The organism is Desulfosporosinus orientis DSM 765 (genome assembly GCF_000235605.1).
Classification (GTDB): Bacteria; Bacillota; Desulfitobacteriia; order Desulfitobacteriales; family Desulfitobacteriaceae; genus Desulfosporosinus; species Desulfosporosinus orientis.
Genome location: NC_016584.1, coordinates 77496 through 94110, shown reverse-complemented (window position 1 = coordinate 94110; position 16615 = coordinate 77496). Strand labels below are relative to the sequence as shown.

At 43.2% G+C, this 16615-nt stretch carries 19 protein-coding genes; all 19 read right to left on the bottom strand.

The window, feature by feature from the left end; genetic code table 11:
• Nucleotides 1–449: 449 nt before the first annotated feature.
• The 19 genes from lysS to ndk all read right to left on the bottom strand — a co-directional run bounded on the left by lysS (nucleotide 450) and on the right by ndk (nucleotide 16600).
• On the bottom strand, nucleotides 450–1934 hold the full coding sequence (gene lysS / locus DESOR_RS00460) for a lysine--tRNA ligase (RefSeq protein ID WP_014182682.1): 1485 nt from the start codon (nucleotides 1932–1934) through the stop codon (nucleotides 450–452).
• A 233-nt stretch (nucleotides 1935–2167) separates the two neighbouring features.
• Entirely contained in the window at nucleotides 2168–2638 is a 471-nt protein-coding gene (greA, locus tag DESOR_RS00455) for a transcription elongation factor GreA (protein ID WP_014182681.1), read from the bottom strand.
• 219 nt (nucleotides 2639–2857) lie between these two features.
• Nucleotides 2858–3823: a tRNA dihydrouridine synthase DusB gene (gene dusB / locus DESOR_RS00450; RefSeq protein WP_014182680.1), complete on the bottom strand. Its 966-nt coding sequence runs from the start codon at nucleotides 3821–3823 to the stop codon at nucleotides 2858–2860.
• Between the two features lie 20 nt (nucleotides 3824–3843).
• Nucleotides 3844–4611 (bottom strand): type III pantothenate kinase, encoded by a 768-nt coding sequence (locus tag DESOR_RS00445; protein ID WP_014182679.1) that lies wholly within the window; start codon nucleotides 4609–4611, stop codon nucleotides 3844–3846.
• 178 nt (nucleotides 4612–4789) lie between these two features.
• On the bottom strand, nucleotides 4790–4978 hold the full coding sequence (locus DESOR_RS30045; protein WP_014182678.1) for a hypothetical protein: 189 nt from the start codon (nucleotides 4976–4978) through the stop codon (nucleotides 4790–4792).
• A gap of 128 nt (nucleotides 4979–5106) precedes the next feature.
• Entirely contained in the window at nucleotides 5107–6087 is a 981-nt protein-coding gene (locus tag DESOR_RS00435) for a biotin--[acetyl-CoA-carboxylase] ligase (RefSeq protein ID WP_014182677.1), read from the bottom strand.
• Between the two features lie 2 nt (nucleotides 6088–6089).
• The gene (gene nadC, locus DESOR_RS00430) at nucleotides 6090–6962 is read right to left on the bottom strand and encodes a carboxylating nicotinate-nucleotide diphosphorylase (RefSeq protein ID WP_014182676.1); all 873 of its coding nucleotides are present in this window, start codon (nucleotides 6960–6962) and stop codon (nucleotides 6090–6092) included.
• Complete coding sequence (gene nadB, locus DESOR_RS00425) at nucleotides 6928–8568, bottom strand: L-aspartate oxidase (protein WP_014182675.1); 1641 nt, start codon at nucleotides 8566–8568, stop codon at nucleotides 6928–6930. The genes nadC and nadB overlap by 35 nt, the downstream gene beginning before the upstream one ends.
• Nucleotides 8569–8591: 23 nt before the next feature.
• A complete protein-coding gene (gene nadA, locus DESOR_RS00420) occupies nucleotides 8592–9518 on the bottom strand; it encodes a quinolinate synthase NadA (RefSeq protein WP_014182674.1) in 927 nt (308 codons plus the stop codon).
• 35 nt (nucleotides 9519–9553) lie between these two features.
• Nucleotides 9554–9937, bottom strand: coding sequence for an aspartate 1-decarboxylase (gene panD / locus DESOR_RS00415; protein ID WP_014182673.1), 384 nt, complete (start codon nucleotides 9935–9937; stop codon nucleotides 9554–9556).
• Nucleotides 9930–10787 carry a pantoate--beta-alanine ligase gene (gene panC, locus DESOR_RS00410; RefSeq protein ID WP_014182672.1) on the bottom strand — a complete coding sequence of 286 codons (858 nt, stop codon included), beginning with the start codon at nucleotides 10785–10787 and terminating at the stop codon, nucleotides 9930–9932. Before panC ends, panD begins: the two co-directional genes overlap by 8 nt.
• Before the next feature lie 3 nt (nucleotides 10788–10790).
• Nucleotides 10791–11684, bottom strand: a complete 894-nt coding sequence (locus tag DESOR_RS00405) for a Rossmann-like and DUF2520 domain-containing protein (protein ID WP_014182671.1) — start codon at nucleotides 11682–11684, stop codon at nucleotides 10791–10793.
• Between the two features lie 280 nt (nucleotides 11685–11964).
• Nucleotides 11965–12429: a 2-amino-4-hydroxy-6-hydroxymethyldihydropteridine diphosphokinase gene (folK, locus tag DESOR_RS00400; RefSeq protein WP_042331767.1), complete on the bottom strand. Its 465-nt coding sequence runs from the start codon at nucleotides 12427–12429 to the stop codon at nucleotides 11965–11967.
• A 6-nt stretch (nucleotides 12430–12435) separates the two neighbouring features.
• Complete coding sequence (folB, locus tag DESOR_RS00395) at nucleotides 12436–12801, bottom strand: dihydroneopterin aldolase (RefSeq protein ID WP_014182669.1); 366 nt, start codon at nucleotides 12799–12801, stop codon at nucleotides 12436–12438.
• Complete coding sequence (gene folP / locus DESOR_RS00390; protein WP_014182668.1) at nucleotides 12788–14002, bottom strand: dihydropteroate synthase; 1215 nt, start codon at nucleotides 14000–14002, stop codon at nucleotides 12788–12790. Before folP ends, folB begins: the two co-directional genes overlap by 14 nt.
• A 14-nt stretch (nucleotides 14003–14016) precedes the next feature.
• Nucleotides 14017–14511 carry an HD domain-containing protein gene (locus DESOR_RS00385; RefSeq protein ID WP_014182667.1) on the bottom strand — a complete coding sequence of 165 codons (495 nt, stop codon included), beginning with the start codon at nucleotides 14509–14511 and terminating at the stop codon, nucleotides 14017–14019.
• Between the two features lie 67 nt (nucleotides 14512–14578).
• Nucleotides 14579–15256, bottom strand: a complete 678-nt coding sequence (locus DESOR_RS00380) for a DUF881 domain-containing protein (RefSeq protein WP_427854234.1) — start codon at nucleotides 15254–15256, stop codon at nucleotides 14579–14581.
• A gap of 38 nt (nucleotides 15257–15294) precedes the next feature.
• Complete coding sequence (locus DESOR_RS00375) at nucleotides 15295–16005, bottom strand: DUF881 domain-containing protein (protein ID WP_014182665.1); 711 nt, start codon at nucleotides 16003–16005, stop codon at nucleotides 15295–15297.
• 145 nt (nucleotides 16006–16150) lie between these two features.
• A complete protein-coding gene (gene ndk / locus DESOR_RS00370; protein WP_014182664.1) occupies nucleotides 16151–16600 on the bottom strand; it encodes a nucleoside-diphosphate kinase in 450 nt (149 codons plus the stop codon).
• Nucleotides 16601–16615: the final 15 nt, after the last annotated feature.

Here is a 16615-nt window from a genome sequence, read left to right as displayed (position 1 = left end):
GAAACTCTTGCGAGTCTCTCTCATTGGCTGTCCTTGTTGTTTAGTTTTCAAAGACCATGATTCGGACACGACGTCTGTGTTTAGAGCAGTGACCGAAGACCGAGATACATCATAACATTTTACTGTTATGTTGTCAACATTAAATTTCGTAACAAATACTTAATAAGTTATTCCAACCGAAGAAATATTTGCCGGACGAACATTTACAACTATACCATAACAACAATCACTCATTCAAGGGCTATTTTGTACTATACTAGGATTATTATTCCCATAAGTTGCAGTTTTTCTACTAATAACCACGATTATCTTTAATATTGTCTTTATTACACTGAATAATAGAGTTATTCAGGAATTTTTTGCTGCTGGCCCAATAAGAAAACCAAGGCTGGCCTATAGTCGGTGAGCAGCCTTGGTTAATAATCATTAAAGTTGTTAGGATCTCTAAATTACATATCTTCATCCTGAGCACTTTCGTCTCTCGGCCTCATTGTAGGGAAAAGAATGACATCCCGAATTGAGGCAGAATCCGTTAATAACATTACTAAGCGGTCTATCCCTATTCCTAGTCCGCCTGTAGGAGGAAGCCCATATTCTAATGCCTGGACGAAATCTTCATCCATGCTGTGAGCTTCATCGTCCCCTTTAGCACGCTCAGCTACTTGAGCTTCAAAACGCTGACGTTGATCAATAGGATCGTTTAATTCAGAAAAAGCATTGGCCAGCTCCCGGCCAAAGATAAAAGCTTCAAACCGATCTGTATATTCAGGCTGCTTTGCATTACGCTTAGCCAAAGGAGATATTTCTACAGGATGGCCTATGATGAATGTAGGTTGTATCAAATTGGGTTCGACAAAAGCTTCGAAAAACTCATTGATAATCTTCCCGCGAGAGGCATCAGCGGCCACATGCAGTCCTTTTTCTTTAGCCACAAGAAGTGCTTGTTCGTCCGTAGCAATATCTTTAAAATCAACGCCTGAGTATTCTAAAATTCCATCCAGCATGGGAAGGCGGCGCCATGGCGTTTTAAACTGCAGAGCTTGTCCCTGATAGGTTATTTCCAGTGTCCCATGTATTCTCTGGACAATATGGGCAATCATCTCTTCCGTTAATTCCATAATATCTTCGTAATTTGCATAGGCCTGATACAATTCCATCATGGTAAACTCCGGATTATGCTTGATGGAGATTCCTTCATTTCTGAAAGTCCGACCAATTTCAAATACCTTTTCAAGTCCGCCGACAATTAAACGTTTTAATGGAAGTTCAAGGGCAATCCGCAGGTATAGATCAATATCTAAGGCGTTATGATGTGTGATAAAAGGACGTGCAGCCGCTCCTCCAGGAATAGTATGCAGTGTCGGAGTCTCTACCTCCAGGAAATCCCGTTCCTCTAAGAACTCCCTCATAAAGCGGATAATTTTGCTTCTTGTCACAAACACTTTGCGTACATCAGGATTCATCACTAAATCTAGATAGCGCCGACGATAACGTGTTTCAACATTCGTTAACCCATGGAACTTTTCAGGAAGCGGCCGCATGGCTTTGGAAAGCAATGTCACTTCCTTAGCATGAATGGAAATTTCCCCACGTTTTGTGCGAAACACCTTTCCTTGTACGCCAATAATATCTCCCACATCAAATTTCGATATTAGTTCAAACATTGCCTGGCCCAAATCATCCATTCTGATATAAATCTGAAGGCGGCCATCTATATCTTGAATGTGGGTAAAGATTACTTTCCCCTGATCCCGCTTACTCATTATTCGTCCGGCAAGGCTAACTTCCTGACCCTCTAATTCTTCAAACCGATCTAAAATTTCAGACGTTTTATGTGTACGAACATAGCGATCCGCAAAGGGATTAATATCAGCTTGGCGAAACATCTCAAGCTTATCTAAACGAATTCGCCAGAGGTCGTTGGTGTTCTCCATCATTATTCCTCCATTATGCAGTGTTCTCTTAACAATTTTACCAAACTAAAACTTTACTAAACAAAAAAATCAATTATACCCTTTAAACAAGGTATTATATCAGTTATTTCCAAATATATCAAACCAAATTCTGGGCCGCCTCGTGTCAATAAACAAAGTGCAGCATCTGTATTAATCTATCAACAGAAAACTGCACTCAAACTTTATTGTCCTAATTCAGTTCCATTAACAAATTACTTAATGTCTAGGATTTGATAATGTAAAATCCCCGCAGGGACATTTACCTCAACAACAGACCCTTTAGTCTGACCTAAGACGGCTTTGCCTACGGGAGATTCATTGGAGATTTTATTAGTACCTGGATCTGCCTCAGCAGAGCCGACAATAAAATATTCTTCTTCTTCACCATAATCCAGGTCTTTAAGACGAACTTTTGTACCTATAGCTACCACGTCTGTTCCTTCAAGTTCATCAATTATGCGCGCATTCCTAAGCATTTTCTCGAGAGTAATGATTCTGCCTTCAATAAAAGCTTGATCGTTTTTTGCATCATCATACTCTGAGTTTTCACTAATATCTCCAAAGTCTATGGCCTGTTTTATGCGCGTGGCAACTTCTCGCCGCTTCACGGTTTTAGATAGTTCTAACTCTTCCTCAAGCTTTTTGAGGCCTTCTAATGTCAGAATAACTTCTTTTTCAGCCATATTTTCCTCGCTCCCTTTTCTCGTCCTACGCATGTACTTCTAAAAATACTGCTGATTATTAAAAGCCTTATATGCGTAATTCTTTAAACTAGGAACTCTAAAAAAATTCCTCATTTGCATTACTCGTTATTATAAGGACCTTGCAAAATATTGTCAAGGATTCAACTCTTACCCTTGAGGATGAGCTTTGCCGATTTTCCTGTTTCTTCGACAAAAATTTCAATTTTCATCTGTTGAGACCTTTGTAAGAATCGCCCGCATTTCCTCCGGCGACTTTGTTTGCATAATTTCATCACGAACTTGGGCAGCATTTCTAAATCCTTTAATATACCAAACAGCGTGTTTTCTCATTTCATTAAGACCAATTTTCTCACCTTTATAACGCAATATTCGTTCAAAATGCTGCAAAGCTACCTTAATTCGTTCTTCCATGGATGGCTTGGGCAAACTATTCCCGTTATTCAAATACAATTGGGCACTGGGAATAAGCCATGGATTCCCAAGGGCACCCCGACCAATCATAACCCCGTCACAACCCGTCTGTTCAATTAGTCTGCCTGCATCTTCAGGTTTAAGAATATCCCCATTTCCTATGACCGAAATTTTCACAGCCTTCTTTACTCGCCTAATCCATTCCCAGTTAGCATACCCCGAGTAGAACTGTTCACGTGTCCTTGCATGAACCGTCAACATTTGAACTCCAACAGATTCCAGCCTTTTGGCCAATTCCAGCACCACAACCTCCTGGTCATTCCAGCCAAGGCGAACCTTCACCGTCACAGGCACTTTTACCGCCTTGACAACAGCCGCAGCAATTTCCTGAGCCCTGGGAAGATCCCTCAACAGAGCTGCCCCTTCAGCATTTTTGACGACTTTTGGTGCAGGACAGCCCATGTTTATATCAATAATATTTGCACTTAACTCTACAGCCATCTGAGCCGCCTGCGCCATGGTCTCCGGGTCTGAGCCAAACAATTGAACAATCCTTGGCTCAGCTTCTCCGCTTAAATCCAGCATTTGTAAAGTCCTTGAGTTTTTATAAGCCAGCGCTTTGTCACTGATCATTTCAGTCCAAACATACTTACCGCCAACTGCACGCACTGTTTCACGAAACGCCTTATCTGTCACCCCCGCTAACGGTGCCAGAAAAACGGGGACTCCCAGTTCATAATCTCCTAATTTCATAAGCATTTTCCTCTGGTTAACTATTTCCTGTTGCGTTCATAGATTAATAAAAGTCCTTCGAGGGTTAAGAAAGGATCCACCTTATCAATCATTTCCGACTCTTGAGAAATCAGCCTGGCTAAACCACCCGTAGCTATCACTTTGGTTTCCGGCCCTAATTCCTCTTTCATACGTTTGACGATACCATCAACTTGACCCGTAAATCCGTAATATATCCCTGCCTGCATCCCGGCTACAGTGTTTTTAGCGATAACAGAAGCAGGCTTAACCACCTCAATCCTTGGCAGCTTCGATGCCCTTTGAAACAGGGCCTCTGTAGAAATCCCAATACCGGGAGCGATAGCCCCGCCTAAGTATTCCCCTCGTTTTGATATTACACAAAATGTAGTAGCTGTACCAAAGTCCACAATAATCAACGGGCCGCCGTATTTATTATAGGCAGCTACCGCATTCACAATCCGATCAGCTCCTACCTCCCGTGGATTATCATAGATAATCGGCATACCAGTTTTTACACCGGGCCCAACTACAAGGGGTTCTACTCCAAAATATTTTCGAGCAAGGGATTCCAAGGTTGGCATCGCCGGGGGAACCACTGAAGAAATAACCACTGCACTAATTTCTTGAAAAGTTAGCCCACTTAAATCAAACAAATTTTTCACAACAACGGCATACTCATCCACCGTGCGTGATTTCTCCGTCGAAACCCGCCAGTGATGGGTTAAGGTTCTTTCATCATATACCCCAAGAACTATGTTTGTATTCCCAACATCAAATAATAGTATCATGCTAACGCTCCTTTTAATTAAGCGAGCTAACTTCGGCCTGGTTTCTGCCGGCGAACCACTTCATGCCCAACCCTAACGGCAACTCCGGCTTTAATTAGATCTCCCCAAATAAAGGGTAAAAACCCCATTGCAAAGACCCCTGAAAGACTTGTTGGGTTATGTAAGACCCAGCGGAAAATTATATAAAGATATGGCTTGAGAATATAGCCATAGCCCCATACTCTGCGCCAAGTATAATTCCAGCCATAAACACTAATACTGGTAAGACACTAAAAGGAATTAACCCAGGGAACCAGTGCAGCAACATACCCGCCAGACACATCAGGGCAGCCATTACCGAAGTCATTGCCAATTTTCTCGTATTCACATAATTGCCTCCTCTATTGTAAACTTTTTGATTAACAAGAGTTTACAATAGAGCAAGGGGTCTTGTAATCACTAATATTATTTTCTACTTCACGAATTATCCACTTCGACAAAGTTAGAGAGAAATTACTAAAAATAGACACCCTGTTTAGAACGAAGTCTAACCTCTCCTGCCGAAAAACTTTTTTCTCCATCGACGGTCTCTAACAGCAGTGAACCATCAATAGAAATTCCTTTAAAAATACCCTCCAATACCTGATCTCCTCGCAAGATTCTTACCTCTTCACCTAAGCCAATTGCCCTTTCAGACCACTTTTGCCTTAACTCTTGAAACTCTTTGTGTTCAAGAGAGATCAATTCACCTTCCAAGTACTTCAAGATTTCAGCCGCCAAAATGTTAAGGTCAAGCTCATAACCCAATAGCTCATAGAGAGTAACCGCAGAAAAAGAATCTCCTAATCTCTGCCTGGGGAAATTTACATTCACTCCAATTCCTAATATCAGGGTTTGAACAACATTCCATTCTCCAACAACTTCTCCGAGAATCCCCGCAATTTTTTGCCCATTAAAAACAATATCGTTCGGCCATTTGATGCCAACAGGTAAGTTAACAAGCTCTTTAAGGGCGTCTACTACTGCGACACTCGCTGCAAGAGTGATTTTTGTTGCGTCTGCCAAGGAAAGATTAGGGCGCAGTACGATGGACATCCAGAGGCCTCCTTCTGGAGATTCCCACTGACGCTGAAGCCTTCCTTTTCCCAAACTTTGTTTCTTCGCTAAAACAATTTGCCCATGAACAGTACCTTGACGAGCAAGTTCTTTTGCCCGTTCATTGGTAGATGGCAAATCTTCATTCAATTCAATTACACGTCCCAAGGATTGGGTGTTCAAGACCTGCCCTAAAACCCACTCATTCAAAGATAAAGGGGATTTTATTAGACGATAGCCATTTTTAGGCTGGGCCTCTATATCAAAGCCTTCTTCCTTCAATATCTTGATCTGTTTCCAAATTGCAGCCCTTGTCACGTTTAATTGCTGGCTAATCTTTTCGCCAGACACATTTTCAGAAGGGCGTTCTGTGAGAAGATTAAGAATGTCATGACGAAGCATCGTTAAATTCCTCTTTCCCAGCTTGCTCTGGTAGTAGCTTTAATTTCGCCCAGATCAAGGCTAAAGTCCACAGCTTTGACTGAATGAGTCAAAGCGCCAATTGAAATTAAATCAACCCCTGTTTCGGCAACTTGGCGAAGAGTTTCTTCTTGTATTCCTCCAGAAGCTTCAACAACTGCCCTGCGATCAATATATGAAACCGCTCTGCGCATATCTTCTATTCCCATATTATCCAGCATGATAACATCGACACCGCAAGCTACTGCTTCCTTAACTTGTTCGAAAGTTTCACACTCTACTTCGATCTTAACCATGTGTCCGATTTGATCTCTTGTCCGTTGAACAGCTTCTGTCAATCCTCCCACGGCTGCGAGATGATTATCTTTTAGCATTACTGCATCATAGAGACCAAAGCGGTGATTCTGACCGCCTCCAACCCGAACGGCATATTTTTGTAAGGCACGCCAGCCTGGAAGAGTTTTGCGCGTATCCACAATGGCCGTGGAGAGTCCTGCAACCTGATCAACAGCACGTTTTGTTGCTGTTGCGATGCCCGAAAGATGCTGCAGGAAATTGAGGGCTGTCCGCTCACCCTGCAATATGCTGCTTAGAGGGCCATCTAACTCTATTACAATGTCTCCAACCTTTACTCTGTCCCCATCTTTTACTAAGGGCCGAATATGAATCCGCGGATCAACAGAATAAAAAACTTGTTCAACCAACGCCAATCCAGCAATTACACCTTCTTGTTTTGCATAAAGCTTTGCTGAACTAGTCAAGTCTTCCGAAAAAATTCTTGTGCTCAGATCCCCTGTCCCGATATCCTCCTTTAAAGCCTGATTAATAAGTTCCTGAAACTGGGACATAGCGTACATTGTTTTCCTCCTTATTTTGAAGAGAGTGTTTTTGCCAAAATTCATCAATAGCATCGGGATAGTCCGATCGATAATGTCCTCCTCGACTCTCTTTACGATTCAGAGCCGCTTTAGCGATTGCTGACCCCACCATCAAAATATTAGCCGTTTCAAGTTCCTCAACGGAATAAGTGGGCAAGACATATCTCTCCAAATCTTTTAAGCGTTCTCTTGCTTCCTTAAGGCTAGTCTCATCTCTCAAAATACCCACTTTTTCCCACATCAAATCTTGGATTCCACGTCTAAGATCATGCCTTTCCAGTAGTTCTGATCCAACCCTTCTAAATGCCGCATCATTTTCCTTCTTGTAGGGATCAAGAACGTTATCCCAGGTAGGATGTTTTTCCGGCATTTTTTGATTGATTTTTTTTACGATCCGTGCACCGAAAACTAAGCCATCAAGCAGTGAGTTGCTGGCTAAGCGATTGGCTCCATGAACCCCATTACAAGCACATTCGCCTGCAGCATACAGATTGGGCAGCCTAGTTTCTCCATAGGAGTTTGTAGCTATACCACCCATCATATAATGGGCTGCAGGAGCAACCGGCAACGGTGCCGTCAATACGTCCACTCCAAAGTTTAAGCAGGTCTGGTATATAGTTGGAAATCTCTCCAAAATACGTTGAGACCCAATGGGACGAAAATCTAAGTAAACCGGGCCATGGGTCATTTCTTTCCAAATAGCTCGGGCAACAATGTCTCGCGGAGCCAACTCCTTGCCAACGATATTATCCATAAAACGCATTCCGGCTGCATTAAGCAAATGCGCACCTTCTCCACGCACAGCCTCAGATATAAGAAACCGGGGAGCATTGGGCAATAACAAAGCAGTAGGATGAAATTGTACAAATTCCATATCCATTAAATCAGCACCGGCGCGTAAGGCTGCGGCCATTCCGTCTCCCGTAGCCACCATAGGATTCGTTGTAAAACAATAAACTTGTCCCAACCCTCCCGTTGCTAAAACAACAGCATTGGCTAAGTGTCCCTCTAGTTCTCCGGTAACCACATTTAAGACTAGAACTCCCACAATTTCCCCATACTTATTTTCCAATAAGTCAATAACAAATCGTTCCTCATAGGTCGTGACATTAGAACTTTCCTTAACTTTGGCAACTAAAGCCCGTTCTATCTCCCAACCGGTAGCGTCTCCCAATGCATGCAGTATTCTTTTCTGACTATGGGCCCCTTCCCTTGTGAGGGCAAGCTCTCCGTTAAAATAATCAAACTGAGTCCCCATACCCATCAGTTCCTCGACACAACCTGGCCCCTCTTCGACGAGAACTTTTACAGTTATAGGTTCACAGAGTCCGGCACCTGCTCTAAGAGTATCCTCTAAATGCAGGGTCGGAGAGTCTGATTCATCGATCGCTACTGCGATCCCTCCCTGAGCATGCTCTGTATTACTTTCGGCAATGGTCTTCTTAGTTAGGACAGTAACTTGATATTGATCGCTGGCTTTAATTGCTGTATACAAACCGGCAATGCCGCTTCCCAAAACAAGTATATCTGAATCAAACACTTTTACCCCGGATTTTTTCCACGGGTATATATATCGTCTCAACATGCCATCCCCTGCTCTTTTGCCGGCTACAAGGCCAGCATTCGCTCTAATGCCGCTTTTGCTTTAATTCGAACATCCTCTTTCACCGAAACAACCGGAGAAAGAGTCTTAAGGCTATCTCTTACCTTCTCTAAGGTTGTGAGTTTCATATTAGGACAAACCAATCTCTCCGATGCAAGATAGAATTTTTTTTCAGGACAAACCTGATGAAGGCGATGTAAGATCCCTGACTCTGTCCCAACAATGAATTCTTGATTCTCTGATTTTTGAGCGAAGGCAATCAAACCTGCGGTAGAACCCACATAATCTGCTTCCTGACAAACATCTTCACGGCATTCGGGATGAACAATAACCTTTGCCGAGGGATGTTCTTTTTTGACAGCCTGTATGTCTTCCTTTGTCAATCGGTCATGGGTTTTACAATAACCTGGCCATAACTGTAAAGAGCGTCCCAGAAGATTGGCCGCATAACGACCTAGGTTTTCATCGGGGATAAATAAGATATTGTCACCCTGTAACGACTGTACTACTTTCACAGCGTTGGAGGATGTACAGCAAATATCACTCTCCGCTTTAACTTCTGCAGAAGAATTAACATAGCAAACCACTTGTACCCCAGGAACTCGCTTTTTATAAGCACGCAAACCATCCGCATCAACCATGTCTGCCATAGGGCACCCAGCCTTTGGCTCAGGTAAAAGGACCATTTTGTCCGGTGACAAAATAGCCGCGCTCTCTGCCATAAAATGAACGCCGCAGAAAACAATAACCTCCGCATCGGTATTGGCAGCTTGTTGACTTAGCTGCAAAGAATCCCCCACAAAGTCAGCAACATCTTGAACCTCGGGCCTTTGATAATAATGTGCTAAGATAATCGCTTTGCGTTCTTTTTTTAGTGCTTCAATCTCTCTGGCTAAGTTATTAAATAATTCCTCGCTAATGGAATAATTCATATACAATTATGCCCTCCCTATATGAATGCAATTTGTCAAGATTTTTGCCCATGGGTTTCTTCTGCAGCGATTTTGGTCTCGCGATTATTTTCATCGACAAAGACGACTTTAGGTACATATTCCCGCGCCTTTTCATCCGTTAAAACCACATAAGAAATAATAATTATTTGGTCTCCTACTTGTACTTGACGAGCAGCTGCTCCGTTTAAGCAAATCACCCCGGAATTTCTCTCTCCGGGTATAACATAGGTTTCAAGTCTTGCACCGTTGTTATTGTTTACAACCTGAACCTTCTCATTCATCAATATGTCTGCTGCTTCCATTAAGGCAACATCAATAGTAATACTGCCGACATATTGAAGATTTGCCTCTGTGACAACGGCTTTATGGATTTTTGATTTCATCATCGTTCTAAACATAATGATCCCCCTCCACGACTTTGTTATCAATTAATCGAGTTTTCCCAAATTTAACCGCTAAAGCCAAAATCACCGGCCCCGTAATTTCCGTCACTTCAGAAAGATCACAGGCATCCCTCACTTCCACGTAATCAATCACACCGTGGCTTTCCGTGTTGATCTTTTCTCTAACCTGCCTTTCAAGGTTCCGGGCCGATCGTTCTCCGGCCTGTATATTTTTTTGGGCTAAGTTAAGGCTTTTAAATAAAACCAGAGCTTCCTGCCTCTGTTCTGGAGTTAAGTAAACATTACGTGAACTCATAGCCAGTCCATCATCTTCACGCACAATAGGCACAGAGAAAATTTCAATTGGGAGACTAAGATCCGCAACCATTCGCTTAATAATTAAATACTGCTGATAATCTTTTTGTCCAAAAAAGGCCATATCCGGCTGAACGATATTGAATAGTTTATTGACTACAGTAGCTACCCCGCGGAAATGTCCGGGCCGAGCGGCACCACAAAGCATGGCATCTAATTCCCTCACTTCTACGAAGGTTACCATTGGTCTGGGGTACATTTCTTCTACGGATGGGTGGAAGAGCACATCTACACCTGCCTCTTCTACCAATCGAGCATCCCTTTCTATATCTCTGGGATAACGCCCCAAATCCTCATTAGGTCCGAACTGCAATGGGTTGACAAAAATACTCACCACTAAGAAAGCATCCGTTTTTCTAGCATGCTCAATTAAGGATAGATGCCCCTTATGCAAATAGCCCATCGTAGGGACAAAGGCAATCTTCCTACCCCGTCCTTTTTCCGAGGCAATGATCTCACAAAGTTCCTGAATATGTGATGTACGCTTCAAGTTTTACTCCCCTCTTTCCTCAACATTAGGTATTTGACGAATATCGAGCAACTTTTTTAAAAAGCTTAATTCCTCAGAAGGATACTTCGAACCATTCATCAACATTTTACTTTCCCCCAGTTCTAAAGCTCTGACTCCTAATTCTTTATAAATACCTACGAGCCTCGCCGGCAGCTGGTTCAGGTGCCCTTGAACAACCTGAACATCTGCGCGGGCAATCGGTCCCGTTAAAGCTTGGGGCAAACCAACTTTTTCTAAGTTAGAAAGTGTTCCTTTCATCAGAGGCAGCAATGAGATTAAGGCCTCGCTACCTTTCATTCCTGCTTCTTCGAAAAGTTCCACAGCCAACGATGCAAGTACTGCTAAATAATTTGAAGCCACAACAGCTCCGGCATGATATAGCGTCTTCTGATCCGCTAAAATTTTATGGGGGATACCGCCAAGATCCTTTACTATGTCCTCTCCCAATTTTTCCTCATCCCCTTCAATTCCAAAATGGGTACCAGAAAAAAGGGATAAGGCGTTATCCACACTTGCAAAGGCTTGCAAGGGGTGCACCGACAGGCAATGGACCGGTAAATCCTCCTTAACACGCAAAACATATGAAGGCAGTGAACCCGAACAATGAATCCAGACTTGCCCAGGAATAATTAAGTCCTTGCTAAACAAATTCTCAGCAACCGATTGGATCATCACATCTTGTGTCGTCACAAACAATACGTCAACTGCAGGTACAAGGTCTTCTAGAAGTAGATGATCTCTATTGAGGTAACGACGAAACCGCTCATAGGATTGACGACTTCGAGTATGAACCCCTATACAATCATGCCCAGCTTTTGTCAATTGTACTGCTAAGGCAGTTCCTACTATCCCTGCTCCAATAATTCCAAATTTCATTCGACGCCTTCTCCTCATCTTTGAATTTCCACCATAGTGGCACTAATGATTAAGAAAGTATGTACCGTATTCTGATTAGACTCCCATACCGCTAACCCGCGCCGTGAATTTTGGGTATTTTTCAGAGTAGTACAAAAAAAATACCTTCACGAGCGTGAAGGATTCTTCCTCCGTCTCGGTCCTTTAGATCCAAGCGGCTTTATTTAATAAATAATATGATAATTCCTTTTCCTGAAATCAGTACGACTCGAATTGATATCGTCTGATATGAGGTTTTCTATTAAGTAAGAGGATAAACTTTTCCTTCACCCTGAACTTCACAAATGGGTCTTCCTGAAGGCAGGATGAGGTCGGGAGCAATCTCTCGTAAAGGTACAATCACAAAAGCTCGTTCTTCCAAGTAGGGATGAGGTAATTTCAGTTCCTCAGAATCACTAACTCTATTATCATAAATAAGTAAGTCTATGTCAATCGTCCTTGGCCCCCAATGCACTTTGCGCTCTCTTCCCAACTGCTGCTCAATTTCTTGACAAGCATGAAGAAGATCCAGCGGTTCCAGGGTTGTCTCAACTTGTATGACTTGATTCCAAAATAATGGCTGATCAGCAACTCCCCAAGGTTCTGATTCATAAGTTCGAGACATTGCTTCAACCTTAATGGCTGGACGGTTTAGAGAAGAGACAGCCTCACTAAGATAAAAGCCACGATCCCCCAGATTGGTGCCTAATCCGATGAATACCTTCACTCTCACTCACCTGCCTCGCCAAATCTCAATTGAAACATCTCTGAAGATCCCGGGTACAGGAGCTTGCGGCTTATGAACTTCAACGCGTACAGTTTTACAGACAAATTGTTCCAAGACCCGCTGCGCAATTACTTCGGCCAACCGTTCAATCAACTGATGCTTTTCTTCTGTAACACAGGCTTTAATAACTTGGTAAACCTCTCCATAGTGAATTGTATCCTCCACACTATCTGAAGAGCCCGCTTTGCTTAGATCGTAATAAAGATCCATATCGATGATAAATCGTTGTCCTAAAACTTGCTCTTCCGGCATTACCCCATGGTATGCATAAAATTCCAAGCCGCGAAGATGAATGACATCATGCCCCGTCATAATGAATTCCCCGCTTTTCTCTCACTATGGCATCGGCCATTTTAATCGCTCTGTAATTCGCCTTAACATCGTGAACCCGGATGATATCCACCTGAGCAGCAACCCCCAGCACACTTGTAGCCAGAGTTCCCTCAAGTCGTTCATCAACAGGAAGGTTTAAGGTGTTTCCTATCATAGATTTGCGGGAAGTCCCTAATAATACAGGATGACCCAGGGACTTAAATTCAGCTAACCGGGCCATAACCTCCAGATTCTGTTCCGTTGTTTTACCAAACCCGATTCCCGGATCAATGATAATCTGATCCCCTGTAAGCCCTTGAGCTTCCGCCAATTCTATGCTTCTCTGCAGAAATCCTAAAATATCCCCCATGAGATGGTGATAGTCTGTTCCCTTTTGATTATGCATAACTATAACTGGTGCTTTGTATTCGCCAACAACTCTAGCCATATCTCTGTCTTTTTGCAATCCCCAAACATCATTAATCAAATGAGCACCTGCCTCAAGGGCTTTTGCCGCTACGCTTGCTTTATAAGTATCAATTGAGATAGGCACTGAAATTTTGTAAAGAAGCATCTTTAAAACAGGTTCTAAACGTCCCCACTCTTCTTCAGCACTTACTTCAGAATGATTAGGCCGAGTTGACTCTCCTCCAATATCCAGAATGTCTGCCCCTTCTTCCACCAAACGCTCTGCTTGGGATACAGCATCTTCTACCCCAATATACTTGCCGCCGTCAGAAAACGAATCAGGGGTCACGTTTAATATCCCCATGACTAAAGTACGTTTGCCAAGTTCCAATTGCTTGCCTCGACAATCTAAGATTCGGGTTTTGGCCGGTTCTATGGCACTGAGGAGCTGCTTTAGAGCATGTCCGACTTTTTTGAGTCCAAACGGCTGAGCTAATACTTTTGAGGCAAGTCGTTCCAGTTGCCTTACTGTTCCGAGTAACATAACATCGGTAGCCTCAACATTATTTGTAATGACATCTCGATGGACTGCAGCATCTCCGCCAACAGATAACATCTCCTGTTTTAGAATATGAGCTACGCGCAGTGGGACTTGCTCAAGCTTTATAGCACGACCTAGCCCTTTCCCAGCCATGTGCGCTATGCCTCCCGGGTCTGACCCAATCTGCGTTAACGCCATTTTTGCTTCTATTACACTATCAATGCCTATCCAACGCATACCATATACCTGCATTTTTGTCCCCCCCGTTAATACACAATCTGCTTCATTGCCGGACTAAACTTGTAACACTGATTTTGAGCAGAACAATATCGGCAATCTCTGGCCCAATCGTCTGCAATAGCTAAAGCTTCTCCTAATAAACTCAAATCATCGTCGTGATGCCGCCGATGTTCTTTAATGCCTACTACAATCGCTTGAGTATCCTCTGGGCTAAACCCACATTCTTTAAGCAAGGGAAGGGCTAAGCGGGCACTCACCTCTGCATGATCTTCACCTGTTTGATATTCTACCCATCTCCCAATATCATGGAGCAATGCAGCCGCATAAATCACCTCTTTTCCCAGACTTACCTCTCCCTTTTCTAAAAGATAAGAATAGGCAATCCGCGCAACACCTAAACCATGTTCAAACCCGTGCTTGCAAAAAATGCGTTCTTTTTCTAAGTGATTAATTCTTTCCATGTATAGACTGTAGTCTTTATGGTCTAGTAGCTTGTTGACACGAGTCATCGCATGTAACATACTCTCCACTCCCAAGCACTATTGCATTTATCCACAGATAATTCAGTTTCAAAGGGATGCCGCCTCTTTAAGATTGAGCACCCTGATCAACCACCGGTTTGGCCTCTTTGAATGTATAAGACCCCTTATAAGACGGGATTTGTAAGTTCTTTCTCATAATGCTGATTGTCATGCCGCTTTGTTTGAGAGTGACAGCTTCAAGATTAGAAAAATAATCCAGAAGAGTATCCTGCTCCCCAATCGCACTTATTTCGTAAGGAACTCCTTCTGTACGATTTATCGGAACCGTATTCACTAAAATTGTAGAATTTCCGCTTAAGACTATGGCCGTTGAAGCTACAATCCTTTGACCATTAATGCTGATCGCCTCTGCACCGGCCAACTTTAAGGTGTTAATCATCTTTGAAATGTCGCTGGGAGCCAGTGGAAATGCAACTTTTTTATTTCTGTCATCAATACTAATCAGAATTCCCGGCCCCTCCACCGCTTGAGTTCCGTCAAGCATTTGCAGCTGTTTTAAATGGACCAGAAGCTGAGGATCCGTCCCTACCTGCTTGCGCGCCTGATCCAGCTTTTCAGATAACTCCTGATGCTTTTTTAACAACTGAGCATTTTGTTCCTGAGAGTTTGCAAGGACCGCCTTCATCTGTGCCGCACGCTGATCATTGATTTGTTCCGCGGCCGATAGATTTTTTTGTGTTTGAGCCTGAAGTGCTATCAGAAAACCTAAAGCAATGGCCACCATGGTAACCGGCAACGCTAACGTTCTTTTCCAGCGATGCATCACATTCCCTCCTTAACCGGCTCTGCATAGCGGTAACTTCTCAGTTTACCCGCCGGGACCGTAACACTGTCCAATATTTCAAGCTTACGGGTAATTCCGTACTGCTCCTGAAACTCACCCAGCATATCCCATCCATAGAACTTTAAAGCGGCAGAAAGGTTACTCGAGTCTCCGATCGCTCTAATGAAATAAGGAGGCATTTGACGGGTTCCATTGATCTGGATATAAGATCCTCCGCAAAACACCTCTGTATAGGAGGTAATGCGCTGCCCATTAACGGCAATGGCTTCTGCCCCACCATTCCACAGAGCATTTAAAATCTCACGGATGTACTGCTCATGAATAAAATAATTATTCGGATCTTCTCCCTCTAGAGCAACACGTGTAGAATCATCCAAGGTAATTTGAATCCCCGGTCCAACAAGTTCAACTAAACCTGAATTCATCCTAGCCTCATTAACTTGCTGATTCAGCAAAGCTGAAGCGCTTTGTCCCTGAGCATATTTAACTAACTCCTGCTCTATTTTATCATTGTCGATTGAAAGTTGTTGGTTCTCTTGCTCAATTTTAATTAAACTGGGAATAGCCGTTTCCTGAGTCGTTGCCTGGCTTCCGGCCACTCCCTGGGCCTTGATTAAGACAATAAAGAGGAATCCGACTAAAATAGAGGCAACCCCTAATAGTGAGCGTTCTTTGATATTTAGATGCACTATTGACACCTCCATAATAACAACTTCGAAAAAGGACACCCCTGCGGGCGTCCTTATGCTTTCGCCAGCATAGTCTCACTAGGACTACCGCTTCTCAAGCAGTCGACAAGTGGCGCTATGCCCTGGATGGTATCCAATGATTTCTTTATTCGCTCAGCCATTCTTCGCCCGCTTTTACATAGTCTGCAAGCTCTTCGGGTCTAAAATAAAGGGCAATCTCCCTCTCTGCACTGGCAACGGAATCTGAGCCATGTATTACATTCCTGCTGATGTCCATACCATACATTCCCCGAATAGACCCCGGGTTGGCATTAGCTGGATTGGTTGCTCCCATCAATTCACGAGCTAAAGCTACTCCATTTTTTCCTTCCCAGACCATGGCAACAACCGGAGAAGACATGATATAGCTGACTGTTGGTTCAAAGAAACCTTTGCCTCTGTGTTCTGCGTAATGTTCTTCTGCCAGAGCACGATCAACTTGAATCAACTTCATGCCCACAAGTTTAAGACCTTTTTTTTCAAACCGGTTAATCACCTCTCCCACTAATCCTCTTTGTACTGCATCCGGTTTGAGCATAATAAATGTACGTTCCATCCTTCGTTCTCTCCT

What these genes read in the sequence shown, in the direction of transcription:
- ndk (WP_014182664.1), bottom strand. Translation starts at nt 16,600, where the DNA reads ATGGAACGTACATTTATTATGCTCAAACCGGATGCAGTACAAAGAGGA.
- folP (WP_014182668.1), bottom strand. Translation starts at nt 14,002, where the DNA reads ATGCAGGTATATGGTATGCGTTGGATAGGCATTGATAGTGTAATAGAA.
- lysS (WP_014182682.1), bottom strand. Translation starts at nt 1,934, where the DNA reads ATGGAGAACACCAACGACCTCTGGCGAATTCGTTTAGATAAGCTTGAG.
- dusB (WP_014182680.1), bottom strand. Translation starts at nt 3,823, where the DNA reads ATGAAATTAGGAGATTATGAACTGGGAGTCCCCGTTTTTCTGGCACCG.
- nadA (WP_014182674.1), bottom strand. Translation starts at nt 9,518, where the DNA reads ATGAATTATTCCATTAGCGAGGAATTATTTAATAACTTAGCCAGAGAG.
- panD (WP_014182673.1), bottom strand. Translation starts at nt 9,937, where the DNA reads ATGTTTAGAACGATGATGAAATCAAAAATCCATAAAGCCGTTGTCACA.
- DESOR_RS00405 (WP_014182671.1), bottom strand. Translation starts at nt 11,684, where the DNA reads ATGAAATTTGGAATTATTGGAGCAGGGATAGTAGGAACTGCCTTAGCA.
- greA (WP_014182681.1), bottom strand. Translation starts at nt 2,638, where the DNA reads ATGGCTGAAAAAGAAGTTATTCTGACATTAGAAGGCCTCAAAAAGCTT.
- DESOR_RS00435 (WP_014182677.1), bottom strand. Translation starts at nt 6,087, where the DNA reads ATGCTTCGTCATGACATTCTTAATCTTCTCACAGAACGCCCTTCTGAA.
- DESOR_RS00385 (WP_014182667.1), bottom strand. Translation starts at nt 14,511, where the DNA reads ATGTTACATGCGATGACTCGTGTCAACAAGCTACTAGACCATAAAGAC.
- nadB (WP_014182675.1), bottom strand. Translation starts at nt 8,568, where the DNA reads ATGTTGAGACGATATATATACCCGTGGAAAAAATCCGGGGTAAAAGTG.
- DESOR_RS00380 (WP_427854234.1), bottom strand. Translation starts at nt 15,256, where the DNA reads ATGGTGGCCATTGCTTTAGGTTTTCTGATAGCACTTCAGGCTCAAACA.
- nadC (WP_014182676.1), bottom strand. Translation starts at nt 6,962, where the DNA reads ATGTACGCTATGTCCCAGTTTCAGGAACTTATTAATCAGGCTTTAAAG.
- DESOR_RS00445 (WP_014182679.1), bottom strand. Translation starts at nt 4,611, where the DNA reads ATGATACTATTATTTGATGTTGGGAATACAAACATAGTTCTTGGGGTA.
- folB (WP_014182669.1), bottom strand. Translation starts at nt 12,801, where the DNA reads ATGACGGGGCATGATGTCATTCATCTTCGCGGCTTGGAATTTTATGCA.